Below are 19495 nucleotides of genomic sequence, written 5' to 3'. Positions count from 1 at the left end.
CACGGATGGTGGTCAATCACGCTCGGCGAGTTCGCGACTCGCGTCGAGGTAGCTCATCGCCCCGCGCGAACCGGGGTCGTAATCGATGATGGTCATGCTGTAGCCGGGGGCCTCGGAGACCTTGACGCTGCGCGGGATCACCGTCCGCAGCACCTTTGTTCCGAAGTACCGGCGAACCTCTTCGGCGACCTGATCGGCGAGCTTGGTCCGGCCGTCGTACATGGTGAGGATGACGGTGGTCACGTCAAGTTGCGGATTGAGGTGGGCCTTCACCATCTCGATGTTGCGCATCAGCTGCGACACGCCCTCGAGCGCGTAGTACTCACACTGGATCGGGATCATCACCTCAGGTGCGGCGACGAGCGCGTTGATGGTCAGCAGCCCCAACGACGGTGGGCAGTCGATGAAGACGTAATCGAAGTCGAGGTCGTCGAGGTCGGCCAGGGCCGTCCGTAGCCGGTTCTCGCGGGCCACCATGCTCACCAATTCGATCTCGGCGCCCGCCAAGTCGATGGTGGCCGGGATGCAGAACAACCGCTCGTTGTGCGGGCTGCGCCGGAGCGCATCCTGCACCGAGACCTCGCCGATGAGCACCTCGTACGACGAGGGCGTGCCCGAGTGTCGCTCGGTGATACCGAGCGCCGTACTCGCGTTGCCCTGTGGGTCGAGGTCGATGACCAATGTCTTGAGCCCTTGCAGCGCGAGGGCAGCGGCGATGTTCACCGCGGTGGTGGTCTTGCCGACGCCCCCCTTCTGATTGGCCACCGTCAGCACCCGGCGGTGCCTCGGCCGGCGCAGGGGCGGATAGGTGGTGTGCAAGACCCGCATCGCCCGTTCGGCGGCCGCGCCGATCGGTGTATCGAATTCGGCGGCTGTTTCACGTGAAACATTCGCCGCCGGGTCGTCCGTCGGTACCGGGGCCGGGGCGGCCTCCGCCGCGACGGGCCGCGGGGCTTCGGCTGCGGCTGCCGTCGGGGCGGCGGCGGCCGTCGGCACCGATCCCGGCGCGGTCGGCAGATCTCCCGGACTGCTCATCGATTCCCGGCCTTCCCGGTCCGTGCCGGCCGGCGACGGGGCTGCGTTCCACGCCGCGCTATAACTACGGTTGCGGGGGGACGCAAATAGGTCGCGCCACATGTCACCACCCTGGCATCAACGGCGCCCGATGCTGCCATCACACGCCGGTACTGTTCAACTTCCTCGCCGCCCCGTTCGCCCTTGATCGCGAGCATGCGCCCGCCCGGCCGAAGCAACGGCATGCTCCACTTGGCCAACTTGTCCAACGACGCAACCGCTCGTGACACCGCCGCATCCCTTTCCCCGAACTGGTGGCGTACCCACAGTTCCTCGGCACGGCCGCGGACCACTTCGACGGCTAACCCTAGTTGGTCGACGACCTGGCTGAGAAATTCGCTGCGTCGCAGCAACGGTTCGAGAAGCACCATCTCGATGTCGGGGCGCGCGAGCGCCATCGGGATGCCCGGCAACCCCGCGCCGCTGCCGATGTCGATGACCCGCTCCCCTTCATCCAGCAGCTCAGCCACCGCCGCGCTGTTGAGGAGATGGCGCTCCCAGATACGGCCCACTTCCCGCGGGCCGAGGAGTCCTCGTTCCACGCCCGGCCCGGCGAGCAGCTCCGCGTAACGACGTGCGCCGTCGAGCCTTGGGCCGAAGATCGCCTCGGCGGCGTCGGGCGTGACGGGTTCCGCGGGATCGGGCATGTTCTCCCCCATCTCCCCGGGCCCGCCATGTTTCACGTGAAACATCCTTCGCTCGCCCGACGCACGCTGCCCTCCGCGCGGGAACTACACCTATGTAACTCGTCAGTCGTGCAGCACGACGACGCGCCGCGCGGGCTCCACGCCCTCGCTTTCGCTGTGCACGCCGGGCACCGCCGCGACGGCGTCGTGGACGATCTTGCGCTCGAACGGCGTCATCGGCGCCAGCTCTTCACGCTGACCGGACTCCAGCACCCGCCGGGCCACCTTGTCGCCCAGGGCCGCCAGCTCCTCGCGACGCCGCCGCCGCCAGCTCGCGATGTCGAGCATCAGGCGGCTGCGGACGCCCGTCTTCTGGTGGACGGCCAGCCGGGTGAGCTCCTGCAGCGCGTCGAGCACCTCGCCGCCGCGTCCCACCAACTTGTTCAAGTCGTCGCTGCCGTCGATGCTCACCACCGCGCGGTTGCCCTCGACGTCCAAGTCGATGTCGCCGTCGAAGTCCAACAGGTCCAGCAGCTCCTCCAGGTAGTCGCCGGCAATTTCGCCTTCGGCCACCAACCGCTCTTCCTGGTCGTCGAACTCGTCGGCCTCCGCCTCCGCGCCATTCTCGGACGGCCGCTCCGCGTCCAGCTCGCTGTCCACGTCGCGTTCGGTCGTGTCTGCGTCGGTCATGTCTTTCTCTCCCTCATCCGCGGGTCCCTGCCAACCGGGTCGCACCGCCCGGTCCGGCCATGTCTCCGTTGTCAGCGTTTACGTTTCTTGGGGCGCGCGCCCGGCCGAGGTGTCCGATTGACGGCCCCTCCGCTTTCGCCACCCGCATTCGGTTTGGCCGGCTCGGTCTTGGCTGCCGGCGCCTCCCCGTCGGGCGCATCCGACTCCGCCTCCCCTTCCGCGGTCGCCCCGTTGCCGTCGGGCTGTCCCGCCCTGGGATTGCGCTTCGGTTTGGCCCCTGGCGCCGGTGCGTTCGCCGCCCGCCGTTCCAGCGCTTCCTGCTTCTTGGCCTCGTCCTCTTTTTCGATCATGCCGAACACGTAGTGCTGCTGGCCGAACGTCCAAATGTTGTTGGCGAACCAGTACAGGATGATCGCCAGCGGAAGGAACGGCCCACCGACCACGACACCCAGCGGAAACACGTACAGCGCAAGCTTGTTCATCATCGCGGTCTGGGGATTGGCCGCGGCTTCCGGGCTCTGCCGCGCCACCGACGCCCGGCTGTTGAAGTAGGTCGCTATCCCGGCCAGGATCATCACCGGCGCCCCGACCGCGATGACCGCCGGCCGACTGAAGTGGGTGAACGCGTCCAACCCGGTCCGCTGCGTCATGAATGCGCCGATCGGCGCACCGAACAGGTTGGCGTCCAGAAAGTGCGCGACGTCGGTCGGGCTGAAGACGTAGTTTCCGGTGAGGCGATTCTGGGCGACCGAGAGGTGGGGTTGCCCGAAGCCGCCGGTGGTTCGGTTGAACGACCGCAACACGTGATACAGCCCGAGGAACACCGGGATCTGCGCCAGCATCGGCAAGCACCCGAGGATCGGGTTGAAGCCGTGTTCGCGCTGTAGCTTCTGCATCTCCAGCGCCATCCGCTGGCGGTCCTTGCCGTATTTCTTTTGCAGCGCCTTGATTTGCGGTTGCAGTTCCTGCATCTGGCGGGTGGTCCGGATCTGGCGCACAAACGGCTTGTACAACAACGCCCGCAGGCTGAACACCAAGAACATCACCGCCAGCGCCCACGCGAAGAAGTTCGACGGCCCTAGCATCGACGCGAACAGCTTGTACCAGGCCCACATGATCCAGGACACCGGGTAATAAACGAAGTCCAGGCTAAAGAAATCAAACAAGAGTTCCACTCTCCCCTCGCGCCGCCGGGCCGGCCCACGCGTCGCTGGCATCTTCGAAGTTCACTTGGCATCCCGGGCGTTCGGGTATCGGATCCCATCCGCCCCGGTGCCAGGGTCCGCACTTGGCGAGCCTGACCACAGCCAGCCAACTCCCCCGCAACAAGCCGTACTCGGTCAGCGCCTCGACCGCATACTGGCTGCACGTCGGAACGAAACGACATGTTGCCGGCCGCAGTGGCGAGACCATGTGCCGGTACAGCTGGATTACGGAAACCACACCGCGCACGGTGATCGCGCCCACCGTCTGGACGACCCGCGCGCTCACCGCTCCCGTCCCGCCGACTCGAACGCGCGTCGCAAACCGCGGCGCAGTTCCTGCTCCAGCCGCGCCGATGATGCGGTCCGGCTCCCGGGCAACGCCCGGATCACCACCTGGTCGGAATCGTGGAGCTCACCCAAAACGGTTCGTGCCACGTGCCGCAGCCGACGGGACACCCGGTGGCGTTCCACGGCCGAACCCACGGACTTCGCGACGATCAGTCCGACGTGCGGAGCGGTTGCGCCGTCGTCCTCGCCGGCACGTCGGAGGTGTACGACCACGTCCGGCTGCGCCGCGCGGATTCCGTGCTTCACCGTCGCGTCAAACTCGGTTGACCGCCTCATGCGGTTGCGTGCCGAAAGCACCGCCGAAAGACCCGACGTTGCGATCAGGCAGATAGCGCGCGGCGACCCTTACGGCGCCGGCTCGACACAATCGAGCGTCCGGCGCGGGTGCGCATGCGCAACCGGAAGCCGTGCACGCGGGCTCGGCGCCGGTTGTTCGGCTGGAAGGTCCGCTTGCCCTTGGCCACGACGTTCTCCTCGTTGTGTCTCGCATTTCCATCCGGCCGGCCAGACGTTCACTCGTCTGCGGGTCGGTCGGAGGTAATCTTGCTGCTGGCCGGCGCGGTCCCCAGGCAGACCTGGGTCGCAGCCGCATCGCCGACTTTCGGGCGACTGTTTGAGGGTACTGACCGCGCTTCGCCTGGTCAAACCTGGCCTGCCCCAACGCACCCGCTCCATCCGGGGCAGAACACCGTCGCTACCGCACGTTCCGCACCCGGCACCGCGGCGGCGGCGAGTGACAGTAGGCCCGTTGGAGCCTAGACAGCCAGATTGGAATGCAGCAGAACGGTTGGCAGCCGCACGGAAAACTGTTAGCTTCTGCCAGTGTCGTTTTAGACTGCAACGACGCCTCGACAACGAAGCGAGGATGGTGGATCGACTAGCTGCCTAGACAGCCTTCATGGTTTTCTTCCAGCACGGAGATCGCGAGCCGTCGCCGGTAGGTTGTGGTTCGCATACGCTCATCCTGTCCACACCTGTGTATAACTATGTGGACAGTTGCTTTGTCGCCAAGCGTGGTTGTACTTCGACCCGGGATGCTCGAGAACCAGGGGGATGCGTCGTTGACCGATGACCCCGGTTCAAGTTTCACCACCGTGTGGAACGCGGTCGTGTCCGAGCTCAACGGAGAATCCACCCCGGACGCAGCAGCCGGCAGCCGCACCACCCTCATCGCCCCCCTGACCCCCCAGCAGCGAGCTTGGCTGAACCTCGTCCAGCCGCTGACCATCGTTGAGGGTTTCGCACTCTTGTCGGTGCCCAGCAGCTTCGTCCAAAACGAGATCGAACGTCATCTGCGCGCCCCCATCACCGACGCACTCAGCCGCCGGCTCGGACAACAGATCCAGCTCGGGGTGCGTATCGCGCCACCCGACGACGACGCCGGCGACGTGGTGCCGCCCCACGCCGACCCGTTCCTGCAAACCGACGGGCCGTTCACCGACGAGGACACCGGCGAAACGGACGACGCCGACGAGGGCGTTGAACCCGCCGGCGGTACGCAGAGCTGGCCGAACTACTTCACCGAGCGGCCGCTCCCCGCGGACCCGGCCGTCGCGGGCGGCACCAGCCTCAACCGCCGCTACACCTTCGACACGTTCGTCATCGGGGCGTCCAACCGCTTCGCGCACGCCGCGGCCCTCGCCATCGCCGAAGCGCCGGCGCGCGCCTACAACCCGCTGTTCATCTGGGGAGAATCCGGTCTGGGCAAGACCCACCTGCTGCACGCCGCGGGCAATTACGCCCAACGACTGTTTCCCGGCATGCGCGTCAAGTACGTGTCCACCGAGGAATTCACCAACGACTTCATCAACTCGCTACGCGACGACCGCAAGGTCGCCTTCAAGCGAAGCTACCGCGACGTCGACGTGTTGCTCGTTGATGACATTCAGTTCATCGAGGGCAAGGAAGGTATTCAGGAGGAGTTCTTCCATACCTTCAACACGCTGCACAACGCCAACAAGCAGATCGTCATCTCCTCTGACCGGCCCCCCAAGCAGCTCGCCACGCTCGAAGACCGCCTGCGCACCCGGTTCGAATGGGGGTTGATCACCGACGTCCAGCCGCCCGAGCTCGAGACCCGGATTGCCATCTTGCGCAAGAAGGCACAAATGGAACGGCTCGCGGTCCCCGATGACGTACTGGAACTCATCGCCAGCAGCATCGAACGCAACATCCGCGAACTCGAGGGCGCGCTCATCCGGGTCACCGCGTTCGCCTCGTTGAACAAGACCCCCATTGACAAGGCCCTTGCCGAGATCGTGCTGCGCGACCTCATCGCCGACGCGAGCACGATGCAAATCAGCGCGGCGACGATCATGGCCGCCACGGCCGAGTACTTCGATACCACGGTGGAAGAACTGCGCGGGCCCGGCAAGACGCGGGCGCTGGCCCAGTCGCGCCAGATCGCCATGTACCTGTGTCGCGAGCTCACCGACCTGTCGTTGCCCAAGATCGGGCAGGCGTTCGGGCGTGACCACACCACCGTCATGTACGCACAGCGCAAGATTTTGTCCGAGATGGCCGAGCGGCGTGAGGTCTTCGATCACGTCAAAGAGCTCACCACTCGCATCCGCCAGCGCTCCAAGCGCTGACACCGCGCTTCTGTGGGCCGCGGCGCGGTCATTAATTTCAAAAAACTTCTCACCCGCCTGTCACACACGCCACACTCAGAGCTTGTGTGCAGTGCTGTGCACAACGCAATCAAACAGCCGTGTAGTAACCGCCGCTGCGTGCACAGCCACTCTTCCTCCCCAGCGACCCAACACCCAGCACACAGTTGTCGACCCTGTCATCCACAGCCCGATCTCGGCTCTAGCTGGGTCGAACCACCGCTGTCCCCAGAATGCACAGCGCTTATTACTAGTACTGAGATCTCTTCGTCGTTTCTTCTTTGAAATACAGCTCTGGGGACGTTGGGTTCGGCGCCCGTCTCTGATCCGCCGGTACCCCGCCTTGTCGGGCTTCGCGATTAGCTTTCAAGTTGGCCGCCGACGATCTACGGTTGTTCTTCGACTGCCGTTGCGGTCGCTGTTGGTATCACGTGTCAGTGGCGTTCGCGGCGGAGCCCCGTGCTAGCGGGGAGAGGCTAGCCACTGGACTTTGAAACGCTCGGTAGGTGAAGGGACGCTATGGACGCGGCGACGACAAGAGCTGGTCTCAGCGACTTGAAGTTTCGTTTGGTGCGGGAGTCCTTCGCCGATGCGGTGTCGTGGGTGGCGAAGAATCTGCCGACCCGGCCGGCGGTACCCGTGCTGTCGGGAGTGCTGTTATCCGGCACCGACGAGGGTCTGACGATCTCCGGATTCGACTACGAGGTTTCCGCCGAAGCGCAGGTTGCGGCCGAAGTAGCTTCTCCCGGAAGCGTTTTGGTGTCGGGTCGGTTGTTGTCCGACATCACCCGGGCGTTGCCGAACAAGCCCGTCGACTTCTACGTCGACGGGAACCGCGTCGCCTTGAACTGCGGAAGCGCCAGATTCTCACTGCCGACCATGGCGGTCGAGGATTACCCGACGCTGCCGTCGCTGCCCGAGGAGACCGGGACGCTGCCCGCCGATCTGTTCGCCGAGGCGATCGGTCAGGTGGCCGTGGCGGCCGGCCGGGACGACACGTTGCCCATGCTGACCGGGATTCGGGTGGAGATCTCCGGCAACACGGTCGTTTTGGCGGCCACCGACCGGTTCCGGCTGGCGGTGCGTGAGCTGACCTGGTCGGCGTCGTCGCCCGACATCGAAGCGGCGGTATTGGTGCCCGCGAAAACGTTGGCCGAGGCCGCCAGGGCGGGCGCCGACGGCTCCGAAGTCCGGTTGTCGTTGGGCGCCGGCAGCGGGGTCGGCAAGGACGGGCTGCTCGGGATCAGCGGCAATGGCAAACGGAGCACGACACGGCTTCTCGATGCGGAGTTCCCGAAGTTTCGTCAGCTGTTGCCCGCCGAACACACGGCGGTGGCCACCATCAACGTCGCCGAGCTGACCGAGGCGATCAAGCTGGTGGCGTTGGTGGCGGACCGTGGCGCCCAGGTGCGGATGGAATTCTCCGAAGGCTCGCTGCGCCTGTCCGCGGGGGCCGACGATGTCGGCCGGGCTGAGGAAGACCTTGCCGTCGATTTCGTCGGGGAGCCGTTGACGATCGCGTTCAACCCGACTTACCTCACCGACGGGCTGGCGGCGGTGCATTCGGAGCGGGTGTCGTTCGGTTTCACCACGCCAGGCAAGCCGGCGCTGCTGCGGCCCGCTTCGGGCGACGACAGTCCTCCCAGCGGAAACGGTCCCTTCGCGGCCCTGCCGACGGATTACGTCTACCTGTTGATGCCAGTTCGGTTGCCCGGATAGGTGTACGTCCGGCATTTGGGACTGCGCGATTTCCGGTCCTGGGCGCACGCCGACCTCGAATTGGAGCCGGGCCGGACGGTGTTCGTCGGTTCCAATGGGTTCGGCAAAACCAATCTGATTGAGGCGCTGTGGTTTTCGACGACCTTGGGCTCGCATCGGGTGGGCACCGACACGCCACTGATCCGGGTGGGCGCCGAGCGCGCGGTGGTATCGACCATCGTGGTCAACGAGGGCAGGGAATGCGCGATCGATCTGGAGATCGCCGCCGGGCGAGCGAACAAGGCACGGTTGAACCGGTCACCGGTGCGCAGCACGCGTGAGGTGATCGGTGTTTTGCGGGCGGTGCTTTTCGCGCCGGAAGACTTGGCGTTGGTGCGCGGTGACCCCGCGGAACGTCGCCGTTATCTCGATGACCTGGCGACGGTGCGGCGCCCCGCGGTGGCGGGGGTGCGCGCTGATTACGAAAAAGTTCTGCGGCAGCGCACGGCGTTGTTGAAGTCCGCCTCGGGGATACGGCACCGCGGTGATCGCAGCGCCCTGGACACCCTCGATGTGTGGGACAGCCGATTGGCCGAATACGGCGCCGAATTGATGGCCGCCCGCATCGACCTGGTCAACCAGTTGGCGCCGGAGGTGGAGAAGGCCTATCAGCTGCTGGCACCGGCGTCGCGGCCGGCGTCGATCGCCTATCGCACCAGCCTCGGCGCAGCCGTGGCCGCGGATGCGGGCGGCGACCGTCGCGACTTTCTCGAGGCTGCGATGCTGGCCGGGCTGGCCGAACGCCGCGACGCCGAGTTGGAACGCGGAATGTGTCTGGTGGGCCCGCATCGTGACGATCTCGAGCTGTGGTTGGGTGAGCAACCCGCGAAAGGCTTTGCCAGCCATGGGGAATCGTGGTCGTTCGCGGTGGCGTTGCGGCTGGCGTCGTACGAGCTGTTACGCGCCGACGGGAGCGAACCGGTGTTGTTGCTCGATGACGTGTTCGCCGAACTCGACGCGGCCCGCCGCCAGGCGCTGGCGACGGTGGCGGAATCGGCGGAACAGGTTTTGGTGACCGCGGCGGTGGCGGATGACATCCCGGCGGGCTGGTCTGCCAGACAGGTGGACATCGAACTGCGCGACGACGATCTCGGCCGGGTTTCGGTGGTGCGGCCGTGACGGGCGACGAGCAAGAAGGCGGCGATGTAGTGGACCCGGGTCTGGCGCGGGGGATGGACCTGGTCCGGCGCACCCTGGAGGAGGCTCGCGCCGCGGCGCGAGCACAGGGAAAGGACGCGGGCCGTGGGCGCTCGATGCCACCGCCGGCGCGCCGGGTGGCGGGTCAGCGGCGCAGCTGGTCGGGCCCCGGGCCCGATGTGCGCGACCCCCAGCCGCTGGGCAGGCTGGCGCGGGACCTGGCGAAAAAGCGTGGGTGGTCGGCGCAGGTCGCCGAAGGCACGGTGCTGGGCAACTGGACCTCGGTGGTGGGTGCGCAGATCGCCGATCACGCGACACCCACGGCGTTGAGCGACGGTGTGCTCAGTGTGGCGGCCGAATCGACGGCGTGGGCCACCCAGCTGCGGATGATCCAGGCACAACTGCTGGCCAAGATCGCCGCGGCGGTCGGCAACGGGGTGGTGACGTCGCTGAAAATCACCGGTCCGACCGCGCCGTCGTGGCGCAAGGGGCCCCGGCACATTCCCGGGAGGGGTCCGCGCGACACCTACGGCTAGGCCGCCGACCGGCCGGGACCATCCCCAGAGCCGCCTCTCTCAACAGGGCGCTCAAAGCCGCTAGGACGAAACGAACGGTGTGGACGCACGTCGGGACGCGGCGGGAATACAGAAATCGTCCGCACGGCGCGGTTAGCTAGGTAGAAACGCGCCCAGAGAATCGGTACGGACGGCCCATCACGGTAGACTGGCGCAATGCGACTGATGCGGTGACGAGGTACCGCCCGCATGAAACCCCAAGGAGAGCATTCCGACCGTGGCTGCCCAGAAGAAGAAGGCGCAAGACGAATACGGCGCTTCAGCGATCACCGTGCTGGAAGGGCTGGAAGCGGTCCGCAAACGCCCCGGTATGTACATCGGGTCCACCGGTGAGCGCGGTCTGCACCACCTCATCTGGGAGGTGGTCGACAACTCGGTGGACGAGGCGATGGCCGGCTACGCCACCCGGGTCGACGTTCGACTCCTCGACGACGGCAGTGTGGAGGTCGCCGACGACGGGCGCGGCATCCCGGTGGCGATGCACGCCACCGGCGCCCCCACCGTCGACGTGGTGATGACCCAGCTGCACGCTGGCGGCAAGTTCGGCGGCGAGAACAGCGGCTACACCGTCAGCGGCGGCCTGCACGGGGTCGGCGTATCGGTGGTCAACGCGCTGTCCACTCGGCTGGAAGTCACCATCAGACGCGACGGGCATGAGTGGTTCCAGTACTACGACCGGGCCGTTCCCGGCACCCTCAAGCAGGGCGAGGCCACCAAGAAGACCGGGACCACCATCCGGTTCTGGGCCGACTCCGAGATCTTCGAGACCACCCAGTACGACTTCGAGACCGTGGCGCGCCGTCTGCAGGAGATGGCGTTCCTGAACAAGGGCCTCACCATCAACCTCACCGACGAACGGGTGGAGCAGGACGAGGTCGTCGACGAGGTGGTCAGCGACACGGCCGAGGCGCCCAAGTCCGCAGAGGAGAAGGCGGCCGAATCGACTGCGCCGCACAAGGTCAAGCACCGCACGTTCCACTACCCGGGTGGTCTGGTGGACTTCGTCAAGCACATCAACCGGACCAAGAGCCCGATCCAGCAGAGCGTCATCGACTTCGACGGGAAGGGACCCGGCCACGAGGTCGAGATCGCCATGCAGTGGAACGGCGGCTACTCGGAGTCGGTGCACACCTTCGCCAACACCATCAACACGCACGAGGGCGGAACCCACGAAGAGGGCTTCCGCAGCGCGCTGACCTCGGTGGTGAACAAGTACGCCAAAGACAAGAAGCTGCTGAAGGACAAGGACCCCAACCTCACCGGTGACGACATCCGGGAAGGCTTGGCGGCCGTCATCTCGGTCAAGGTCGCCGAGCCGCAGTTCGAGGGCCAGACCAAGACCAAGCTGGGCAACACCGAGGTCAAGTCGTTCGTGCAGAGGGTCTGCAATGAGCAACTCACGCACTGGTTCGAGGCCAACCCGTCCGAGGCGAAAACCGTTGTGAACAAAGCGGTGTCGTCGGCACAGGCGCGGATCGCGGCCCGTAAGGCGCGGGAACTGGTACGCCGCAAGAGCGCCACCGACCTGGGCGGGCTGCCCGGCAAGCTGGCCGACTGCCGCTCCACCGATCCGCGCAAGTCGGAACTGTATGTGGTGGAGGGCGATTCGGCCGGAGGCTCGGCGAAGAGCGGTCGCGACTCGATGTTCCAGGCGATTCTGCCGTTGCGCGGCAAGATCATCAACGTCGAGAAGGCCCGCATCGACCGGGTGCTGAAGAACACCGAAGTCCAGGCGATCATCACCGCGCTGGGCACCGGGATTCACGACGAGTTCGACATCACCAAGCTGCGCTACCACAAGATCGTGCTGATGGCCGACGCCGATGTGGACGGCCAGCACATCTCGACGCTGCTGCTGACCCTGTTGTTCCGGTTCATGCGGCCACTGATCGAGAACGGGCACGTGTTCCTGGCGCAGCCGCCGCTGTACAAGTTGAAGTGGCAGCGCACCGATCCCGAGTTCGCCTACTCCGACCGTGAGCGGGACGGCCTGCTGGAGGCGGGGCTGAAGGCCGGCAAGAAGATCAACAAAGAGGACGGCATCCAGCGTTACAAGGGTCTCGGTGAGATGGACGCCAAAGAGTTGTGGGAGACCACGATGGACCCGTCGGTGCGGGTGCTGCGCCAAGTCACGCTCGACGACGCCGCGGCGGCCGACGAGTTGTTCTCCATCTTGATGGGCGAAGACGTCGACGCGCGCCGTAGCTTTATCACCCGCAACGCCAAGGACGTTCGCTTCCTGGATGTCTGACGCAGTCAGGCACGCCAACCCACAAAGGGGACTAGATGACTGACACCACGCTGCCACCGGGCGACGAGGCCGGCGACCGCATCGAACCGGTTGACATTCAGCAGGAGATGCAGCGTAGCTACATCGACTATGCGATGAGCGTGATCGTCGGGCGCGCACTGCCCGAGGTCCGCGACGGCCTCAAGCCGGTGCACCGCCGCGTGCTATATGCGATGTACGACTCGGGATTTCGCCCGGATCGCAGCCATGCCAAGTCGGCGCGATCGGTCGCCGAGACCATGGGCAACTACCACCCCCACGGTGACGCGTCGATCTACGACACCTTGGTGCGCATGGCCCAGCCGTGGTCGTTGCGGTATCCCTTGGTCGACGGTCAGGGCAACTTCGGCTCGCCGGGCAACGACCCGCCAGCCGCCATGCGCTACTGCGTGACCGGAGATGCGCTGGTGAGGCTGCCCTTTGGGCAATCGGTGCGGATCGGCGATGTTGTTCCGAATGCATCGGCCAACTCCGACAACGAGGTCGAGCTCAAGGTCCTCGATCGCCACGGCAACCCCGTCGTTGCCGATCGTCTGTTCCATTCGGGTGAGCACCAGACCTACAAGGTGCGAACGGCGGAGGGTTATGAGGTCGCCGGCACCGCGAACCACCCCTTGCTGTGCCTGGTCGACGTTGCCGGCGTGCCGACACTTTTGTGGAAGCTAGTCGAGGAGATTCGACCGGACGACTACGTCGTCTTGCAGAGGACCGCCCCGGTGGAGTTGGGACCGGCCGAATGGCATGACGTCATGGAGGCACTGGTCCTGGGCGCGTTCGTAAGCGAGGGATTTGTTTCGGAGACGCGCGCAGGATTCAACAACCTGGACCGGGACTACTTCGACATGGTTGTCGGCGCGTACGACGCCGTGGTCGGCGGGCGGCGCTACTTGTCCTCTCGGGTGATTGCCTCCGGTTCGGTGTTGCACGAGCTCGACATCCAGAATCTTGGGGAACTGAAGAACAGCCGGCTCGGACAACTCTGTGGGCAACGGTCGGCGGACAAGGCGGTTCCCGAGTGGCTATGGAACTCCCCCGCGGCAGTCAAACGGGCTTTCCTGCAGGCGCTTTTCGAAGGCGACGGATCGTGTTCTGCCCTGCCGCGCAACACCATTCAGGTGTCATATTCGACGCGCAGCCATCGGTTGGCCGCGGATGTGCAGCAGATGCTGCTCGAGTTCGGGGTCGTGTCGAAACGGTATCGGATGGTGGTCGGTGAGCATAAAGTCGTCCTCACCAACCGTGCCCAAGCCGAATTGTTCGCCGCCCGAGTCGGATTCGGTGGTGCGAAGCAGGCGAAGCTGCTGCAGATCTTGGCCGCGATGCCGACATGTGCCGGCCGAGATGAGGACCACGTTCCTGGGCTTGCCAAATTCATCCGCAAGCACGCCGGCGGGTCGTGGGTAGATCGCGACTGGCTCAATCGGCACAATGTCGACCGCGTTCAGCGCTGGCGGACCCGCGGCCCGGAGATCCTGGCACGCATCGCCGACCCCGATGTCCGGGCCATCGCCACCGACCTCACCGACGGCCGGTTCTACTACGCGCGGGTTGCATCGGTGACCGAGGCCGGGGTGCAACCCGTTTACAGCCTGCGCGTCGACACCGACGACCACGCCTTCCTGACAAACGGCTTCGTCAGCCACAACACCGAAGCCCGGCTGACCCCGCTGGCCATGGAGATGCTGCGTGAAATCGACGAGGAGACAGTCGATTTCATCCCGAACTACGACGGCCGGGTGCAGGAACCGACGGTGTTGCCCAGCCGGTTCCCGAACCTGCTGGCCAACGGTTCCGGTGGCATCGCGGTCGGCATGGCGACCAACATCCCGCCGCACAACCTGCGCGAGCTGGCCGAGGCCGTGTTCTGGTGCCTGGTGAACCACGAGGCCGACGAGGAGGCCACCCTGGCGGCGGTCTGCGAACGCGTGAAGGGCCCCGACTTCCCCACCGCCGGACTCATCGTCGGAACCACCGGCATCGCCGACGCCTACAAGACCGGCCGCGGGTCGATCCGGATGCGCGGCGTCGTGGAGGTCGAAGAGGCCAGGGGCAGAACGTCTTTGGTGATCACCGAGTTGCCGTACCAGGTCAACCACGACAACTTCATCACGTCGATCGCCGAGCAGGTGCGCGACGGCCGGCTCGCCGGCATCTCCAACGTCGAGGACCAGGGCAGCGACCGCGTCGGCGTGCGCATCGTCGTCGAAATCAAGCGCGACGCGGTGGCCAAGGTGGTGCTCAACAACCTCTACAAGCACACCCAGCTGCAGACCAGCTTCGGCGCCAACATGTTGGCCATCGTCGACGGCGTGCCGCGCACGTTGCGGCTCGACCAGATGATCCGCCACTACGTCGCGCACCAACTCGACGTCATCGTCCGGCGCACCACCTACCGGCTGCGCAAGGCGAATGAACGCGCCCACATTCTGCGCGGTCTGGTCAAGGCGCTCGACGCCCTCGATGAGGTCATCGCGTTGATCCGAGCCTCGGAAACCGTCGACATCGCCCGGGCCGGGCTGATCGAGCTGCTCGACATCGACGAGATCCAGGCCCAGGCGATTCTGGACATGCAGTTGCGTCGCCTTGCGGCCTTGGAGCGCCAGCGCATCATCGACGACCTGGCCAAGATCGAGGCCGAAATCGCCGATCTCGAAGACATTTTGGCCAAGCCGGAGCGTCAGCGCGGCATCGTGCGCGACGAGCTCGCCGAGATCGTCGAGAAGCACGGCGACGACCGTCGCACCCGGATCGTGGCGGCCGACGGCGAGGTCAGCGACGAAGACCTGATCGCCCGCGAGGACGTCGTCGTCACCATCACCGAGACCGGCTACGCCAAGCGGACCAAGACCGATCTGTACCGCAGCCAGAAACGCGGCGGCAAGGGTGTGCAGGGCGCCGGCCTCAAGCAGGACGACATCGTCAAGCACTTCTTCGTCAGCTCCACCCACGACTGGATCCTGTTCTTCACCACGCAGGGCCGGGTGTATCGCGCCAAGGCGTACGAACTGCCCGAGGCGTCCCGGACGGCGCGTGGTCAGCACGTCGCCAACCTGCTGGCCTTCCAGCCCGAGGAGCGCATCGCGCAGGTCATCCAGATCCGCGGCTACGAGGACGCCCCGTATCTGGTGCTGGCGACCCGCAACGGGCTGGTGAAGAAGACCAAGCTGACCGACTTCGACTCCAACCGCTCGGGCGGGATCGTGGCGATCAACCTGCGGGACAACGACGAACTGGTCGGCGCGGTGCTGTGCTCGTCGGACGACGACCTGCTGCTGGTGTCGGCCAACGGGCAATCCATCCGGTTCTCGGCTACCGATGAGGCGCTGCGGCCGATGGGACGGGCCACCTCGGGCGTGCAGGGCATGCGGTTCAACACCGACGATTACCTGTTGTCGCTCAACGTGGTTCGCGAGGGCACCTACCTGTTGGTGGCGACGTCGGGCGGGTACGCCAAGCGCACCGCGATCGAGGAGTATCCGGTGCAGGGCCGCGGCGGCAAGGGCGTGCTGACCGTGATGTACGACCGTCGGCGCGGCAGGCTGGTGGGCGCGCTGATCGTCGACGACGACAGCGAGCTCTACGCCATCACCTCCGGAGGCGGCGTGATTCGCACCGCCGCGCGCCAGGTGCGCAAGGCGGGACGGCAGACCAAGGGCGTGCGCCTGATGAACCTGGGCGAGGACAACACGCTGCTGGCCATCGCGCGCAACGCCGAGGAAAACGCGGACGAGGTCGTCGAGGAAGCGGGAGGCGCCGCGGAGTCCGACGACTGATCGGTGACAATCCGGGCGGCCCGCGGAAGAGTCGGGCAATTAGACTCGGCCCGACCAGACAAAATGCGACTGCCATCGCCCGTGAGGGCGTGGCAGGAGATGTAAGGAGTCGGGGTGAGCTCACCGAACGAGCCGGGCGCCCCCAAAAAGGGCGACGGCCTCAATGGGGATGGTTCGGCCGAGCGCGCCGGCATACACCGCGCGACACCGCCCGCACAGGCCGGCCGCGCACCGGATGCCGGGGACTCACCGCCGCGGCAGCAGCGTGGCGGGGCCAGGCCGCCGCAAGCACCCCAGCGCCAGCCCGAGCCTCCGACCGGTGTCGAGGCCCGGCTCAACCGGTTCGTCTCCGGCACCGCGGCCCCGGGCAGCGGTGCTCCCCCGCAGGGCAAGAACCCGCCGCACGACACCGACGCTCCGCCGGGGCGCGGTGACGGGCCGCCCGCGGAGGCCTACGCCAGTGAGTTGCCGGACCTGTCCGGGCCGATGCCGCGGGGTCCGCAGCGGAAGACGCCCGCCGACCGTCCCGCCGAGCCGTCGAGCCCCGGCCGTTCCTCGACGCCGGAAGGTCGGGAGGGACGCGACAGCCGCACCCAGGTCTCCCGCCGACCGCGCGGGCCGGTGCGGGCGAGCATGCAGATCCGGCGGGTCGATCCCTGGAGCACGCTGAAGGTGTCGTTGCTGCTCTCGGTCGCGCTGTTCTTCGTCTGGATGATCGCCGTCGCGTTCCTTTACCTCGTGCTCGGGGGCATGGGCGTGTGGTCGAAGCTGAACAGCAACGTCGGCGATCTGTTGAACAACACCAGCGGCAGCAGCGGCGAGCTCGTGTCCAGCGGCACCATCTTCGGTGGCGCCGTGCTGATCGGTTTGGTCAACATCGTGCTGTTGACCGCGATGGCCACCATCGGCGCCCTCGTCTACAACGTGACCACCGACTTGATCGGCGGGATCGAAGTGACGTTGGCCGACCGCGACTAGCATTTTTGGGGGTGGGGCGGCCAGTGCGGTAATCTCGTCGCTCGGCCGTACGCGTGTACGGGCCTATAGCTCAGGCGGTTAGAGCGCTTCGCTGATAACGAAGAGGTCGGAGGTTCGAGTCCTCCTAGGCCCACAACCATGTGCCCGTCACGACGTTGCGTAAGACTCGCCCTGCCAATCACACTGATCGCTGTGATGGCGGCGGCGGCGCGCTACCGACGCGGGGTCGAGGTCTGGCACGTGGCGGTGGACGACGCATCCGGTCAGCCACCCGATCACGTCGAGGGGCCTTAGCTCAGTTGGTAGAGCACCGCCTTTGCAAGGCGGGTGTCAGGGGTTCGATTCCCCTAGGCTCCACAAATCAGGGGCGCGGCTGCACGTCGACGCTGGGGGGCCGAGACTGGGGTTCCTGCGGCTTCTCCCGCACCTGGCGCCGCACAATGCTGAAGGCGACCGCGCCACCGGCGAGAACCACGACGGCGGCCCCCGCGAAGATCAACGGCCGCCTCGTCCTGCGCTGTGCACGCCGCGCGTCCTGCAGCGCCTGAGGCAGCCCCGCCACCACCTCCTGGGCGGCGGCCAACTCCTGGGCCAGGGTTTCCTGCGCCGCCGCGAGTTCCTTGGCCAGGCGCCCCTCTTGGTATTTACGACGAACCTGCGAAGCGGTCGCCTGCGCCGACTGGACACCTAGGCCGACGACTCCGCGGGTCACGTCGACCGGTCCCAGGGTCGAGTAGGTCAGCCCGCGGGCCAGTCGCTCCCGCGGGGTCAGCCGGGATTCCGCCTTCGCGCTCATGTGCCGCCTTTCTGTGCCTGCTGAACAGACTGCCAGCATAGGGACACCGGCGGAACCGTTGTGTGCGTGCCGCGATTCGGGTGGCGGCTCGGCTTGAGCGACACCGGGTGCGGGCAGGCCCGCGCGTAATGGCAGACTCTCATGTCGTGACCAATAGCCCCTTTCAGACCGCTACCGCCACACTCCACACCAACCGCGGCGACATCAAGGTCGCCCTCTTCGGAAACCACGCGCCCAAGACCGTCGCCAACTTCGTCGGCCTGGCGCAGGGCACCAAGGAGTACTCGACCCAGAACGCATCGGGCGGGTCGTCCGGTCCGTTCTACGATGGCGCGGTCTTTCACCGGGTGATTCAGGGCTTCATGATCCAGGGCGGCGACCCGACCGGAACGGGCCGCGGCGGACCGGGCTACAAGTTCGCCGACGAGTTCCACCCCGAACTGCAATTCGACAAGCCGTACCTGCTGGCGATGGCGAATGCGGGCCCGGGCACCAACGGCTCCCAGTTCTTCATCACGGTGGGTAAGACGCCGCACCTGAACCGCCGCCACACGATCTTCGGTGAAGTGACGGATCCGGAGTCACAGCAGGTTGTGGACGCGATCTCTGCGACGCCCACCGACGCCAACGACCGCCCCGCCGAGCCGGTCGTCATCGAGTCGATCACGATCTCGTAGGCGTACGCCGGTCCGGTCAGCGCGGGTGGGGGCCCGCGTAGCCGGCCGCCGTCAGTGCATCGAGCACCTCGAGCGGATCCGCCCCGAGGTCCCATCGGGAGAACAGCACCAGGCCGTCGTCGGCGTCTTCGACCTCGAGGAGCCGGACTTTGCGTCCGTAGCGGCGGAACTCCGTGATCCGGATGATCTTGATGTCGGAGCGGCGTAATACCTGCGTCCGGAACCATCCGCGGAGCACCAACCCGTCGGGGGTCATTGCCAGCTTCGGCCGCGCGCGCCACGTCGCGCCCGCAAACAAGATCAGACCCGCCGCGGCAATCCCCGCTAAAATCCGCCCCGGCACGTCTGTGACTACGGTCACACTGGCGATAGCCATTAGAACGCCGGCGGCCCCGCAACCAGCGATTCCCGCAGCCGACGGCTCCCATTGGGTTTGCTGCACGCGCTCCTCAGCCCCTCCCACCACGGGCAATGGAGTTATCCACAGACGCTATCAACAGTGGGGATAAATCACACGCGTGTGATTGGGTGCTCGGTACGTTGCTGACGCAGTAACGAAGCAACTCAAAAATGAATTCATTCCGGCGCGGTCCGTCTTCAGTGCCAGCGCATCGTCAGCAACAACCCGGTGATCATGAAAGCGAACGCGATCGCGTAGTTCCACGGCCCCAGTTGCGCCATCCAGTTCAGGGCGGTCGGCGCCTGGCTGCCGACGGCCGCTAGCTGGAACACCATCAGCCAGACCAGGCCGATCAGCATGAGCCCGACGAACAGCGCCACAAACCACACACTCGACGGCCCGACCTTCACCTTGACCGGCGTGCGACTGACCGAGCTGACGGTGAAGTCGTTCTTCTTGCGGACCTTGGACTTGGGCATGATTACCTCAACAACACGGTGAGCGGGACGGGGTGCAACGATGAAGACCGCAGCTGCGCGCACAGCTTGGCTACGAGACT

18 protein-coding genes and 2 tRNA genes are annotated in these 19495 nt (G+C 66.1%); 10 read left to right on the top strand and 10 right to left on the bottom strand.

The genetic code is table 11. The annotated features are described in order from the left end of the window. Positions 1-12 precede the first annotated feature (12 nt). From AWC03_RS04460 to rpmH, 7 genes are all read right to left on the bottom strand, one after another. Complete coding sequence (locus tag AWC03_RS04460) at positions 13-1035, bottom strand: ParA family protein (RefSeq protein WP_085239310.1); 1023 nt, start codon at positions 1033-1035, stop codon at positions 13-15. Beyond that, the gene (gene rsmG, locus AWC03_RS04455) at positions 1032-1721 is read right to left on the bottom strand and encodes a 16S rRNA (guanine(527)-N(7))-methyltransferase RsmG (RefSeq protein WP_249025823.1); all 690 of its coding nucleotides are present in this window, start codon (positions 1719-1721) and stop codon (positions 1032-1034) included. Before rsmG ends, AWC03_RS04460 begins: the two co-directional genes overlap by 4 nt. A gap of 102 nt (positions 1722-1823) precedes the next feature. Beyond that, complete coding sequence (locus AWC03_RS04450; RefSeq protein WP_085239308.1) at positions 1824-2390, bottom strand: Jag family protein; 567 nt, start codon at positions 2388-2390, stop codon at positions 1824-1826. A gap of 71 nt (positions 2391-2461) precedes the next feature. Beyond that, complete coding sequence (gene yidC, locus AWC03_RS04445; protein WP_142278320.1) at positions 2462-3565, bottom strand: membrane protein insertase YidC; 1104 nt, start codon at positions 3563-3565, stop codon at positions 2462-2464. Then, positions 3549-3803, bottom strand: a complete 255-nt coding sequence (yidD, locus tag AWC03_RS04440) for a membrane protein insertion efficiency factor YidD (protein WP_208859382.1) — start codon at positions 3801-3803, stop codon at positions 3549-3551. Before yidD ends, yidC begins: the two co-directional genes overlap by 17 nt. 74 nt (positions 3804-3877) lie before the next feature. Next, a complete protein-coding gene (rnpA, locus tag AWC03_RS04435) occupies positions 3878-4240 on the bottom strand; it encodes a ribonuclease P protein component (RefSeq protein WP_085239305.1) in 363 nt (120 codons plus the stop codon). A gap of 23 nt (positions 4241-4263) precedes the next feature. After that, positions 4264-4407: a 50S ribosomal protein L34 gene (gene rpmH / locus AWC03_RS04430; RefSeq protein WP_073880743.1), complete on the bottom strand. Its 144-nt coding sequence runs from the start codon at positions 4405-4407 to the stop codon at positions 4264-4266. A gap of 597 nt (positions 4408-5004) precedes the next feature. Here rpmH and dnaA point away from each other — a divergent pair. From dnaA to AWC03_RS04385, 9 genes are all read left to right on the top strand, one after another. Then, positions 5005-6534 carry a chromosomal replication initiator protein DnaA gene (gene dnaA / locus AWC03_RS04425; protein ID WP_085239506.1) on the top strand — a complete coding sequence of 510 codons (1530 nt, stop codon included), beginning with the start codon at positions 5005-5007 and terminating at the stop codon, positions 6532-6534. A gap of 537 nt (positions 6535-7071) precedes the next feature. Further along, the gene (dnaN, locus tag AWC03_RS04420; RefSeq protein ID WP_085239304.1) at positions 7072-8271 is read left to right on the top strand and encodes a DNA polymerase III subunit beta; all 1200 of its coding nucleotides are present in this window, start codon (positions 7072-7074) and stop codon (positions 8269-8271) included. Continuing rightward, the gene (recF, locus tag AWC03_RS04415) at positions 8272-9429 is read left to right on the top strand and encodes a DNA replication/repair protein RecF (RefSeq protein ID WP_085239303.1); all 1158 of its coding nucleotides are present in this window, start codon (positions 8272-8274) and stop codon (positions 9427-9429) included. Positions 9430-9482: 53 nt separating this feature from the next. Continuing rightward, a complete protein-coding gene (locus AWC03_RS04410) occupies positions 9483-9983 on the top strand; it encodes a DUF721 family protein (RefSeq protein ID WP_244275245.1) in 501 nt (166 codons plus the stop codon). Positions 9984-10239: 256 nt separating this feature from the next. After that, the gene (gene gyrB, locus AWC03_RS04405; RefSeq protein WP_085239301.1) at positions 10240-12273 is read left to right on the top strand and encodes a DNA topoisomerase (ATP-hydrolyzing) subunit B; all 2034 of its coding nucleotides are present in this window, start codon (positions 10240-10242) and stop codon (positions 12271-12273) included. Between the two features lie 35 nt (positions 12274-12308). Beyond that, on the top strand, positions 12309-16085 hold the full coding sequence (gene gyrA, locus AWC03_RS04400) for an intein-containing DNA gyrase subunit A (RefSeq protein ID WP_085239300.1): 3777 nt from the start codon (positions 12309-12311) through the stop codon (positions 16083-16085). Positions 16086-16199: 114 nt separating this feature from the next. Further along, positions 16200-17063 (top strand): DUF3566 domain-containing protein, encoded by an 864-nt coding sequence (locus AWC03_RS04395; protein ID WP_085239299.1) that lies wholly within the window; start codon positions 16200-16202, stop codon positions 17061-17063. Positions 17064-17122: 59 nt separating this feature from the next. After that, positions 17123-17196, top strand: a tRNA-Ile gene (locus tag AWC03_RS04390). A gap of 151 nt (positions 17197-17347) precedes the next feature. Continuing rightward, a tRNA-Ala gene (locus AWC03_RS04385) sits at positions 17348-17420 on the top strand. Positions 17421-17424: 4 nt separating this feature from the next. Here the strand turns inward: AWC03_RS04385 and cwsA are convergent. After that, a complete protein-coding gene (gene cwsA / locus AWC03_RS04380) occupies positions 17425-17859 on the bottom strand; it encodes a cell wall synthesis protein CwsA (RefSeq protein WP_085239298.1) in 435 nt (144 codons plus the stop codon). Positions 17860-17987: 128 nt separating this feature from the next. On the opposite strand from cwsA, the gene AWC03_RS04375 reads away from it, so the two are divergent. After that, positions 17988-18536 (top strand): peptidylprolyl isomerase, encoded by a 549-nt coding sequence (locus tag AWC03_RS04375; RefSeq protein ID WP_085239297.1) that lies wholly within the window; start codon positions 17988-17990, stop codon positions 18534-18536. 16 nt (positions 18537-18552) lie between these two features. Here the strand turns inward: AWC03_RS04375 and AWC03_RS04370 are convergent, their stop codons facing one another. Together AWC03_RS04370 and crgA are read right to left on the bottom strand one after the other, a co-directional pair. Further along, positions 18553-18978 carry a PH domain-containing protein gene (locus AWC03_RS04370; protein WP_085239505.1) on the bottom strand — a complete coding sequence of 142 codons (426 nt, stop codon included), beginning with the start codon at positions 18976-18978 and terminating at the stop codon, positions 18553-18555. A 155-nt stretch (positions 18979-19133) separates the two neighbouring features. Continuing rightward, the gene (crgA, locus tag AWC03_RS04365) at positions 19134-19415 is read right to left on the bottom strand and encodes a cell division protein CrgA (protein ID WP_055404552.1); all 282 of its coding nucleotides are present in this window, start codon (positions 19413-19415) and stop codon (positions 19134-19136) included. Positions 19416-19495: the final 80 nt, after the last annotated feature.

The organism is Mycobacterium europaeum, assembly GCF_002102155.1.
In the GTDB taxonomy this organism is placed as follows: Bacteria; Actinomycetota; Actinomycetes; order Mycobacteriales; family Mycobacteriaceae; genus Mycobacterium; species Mycobacterium europaeum.
Note: the sequence above shows the minus strand (reverse complement) of the source record. Positions and strands in the feature narration are given on the sequence as shown.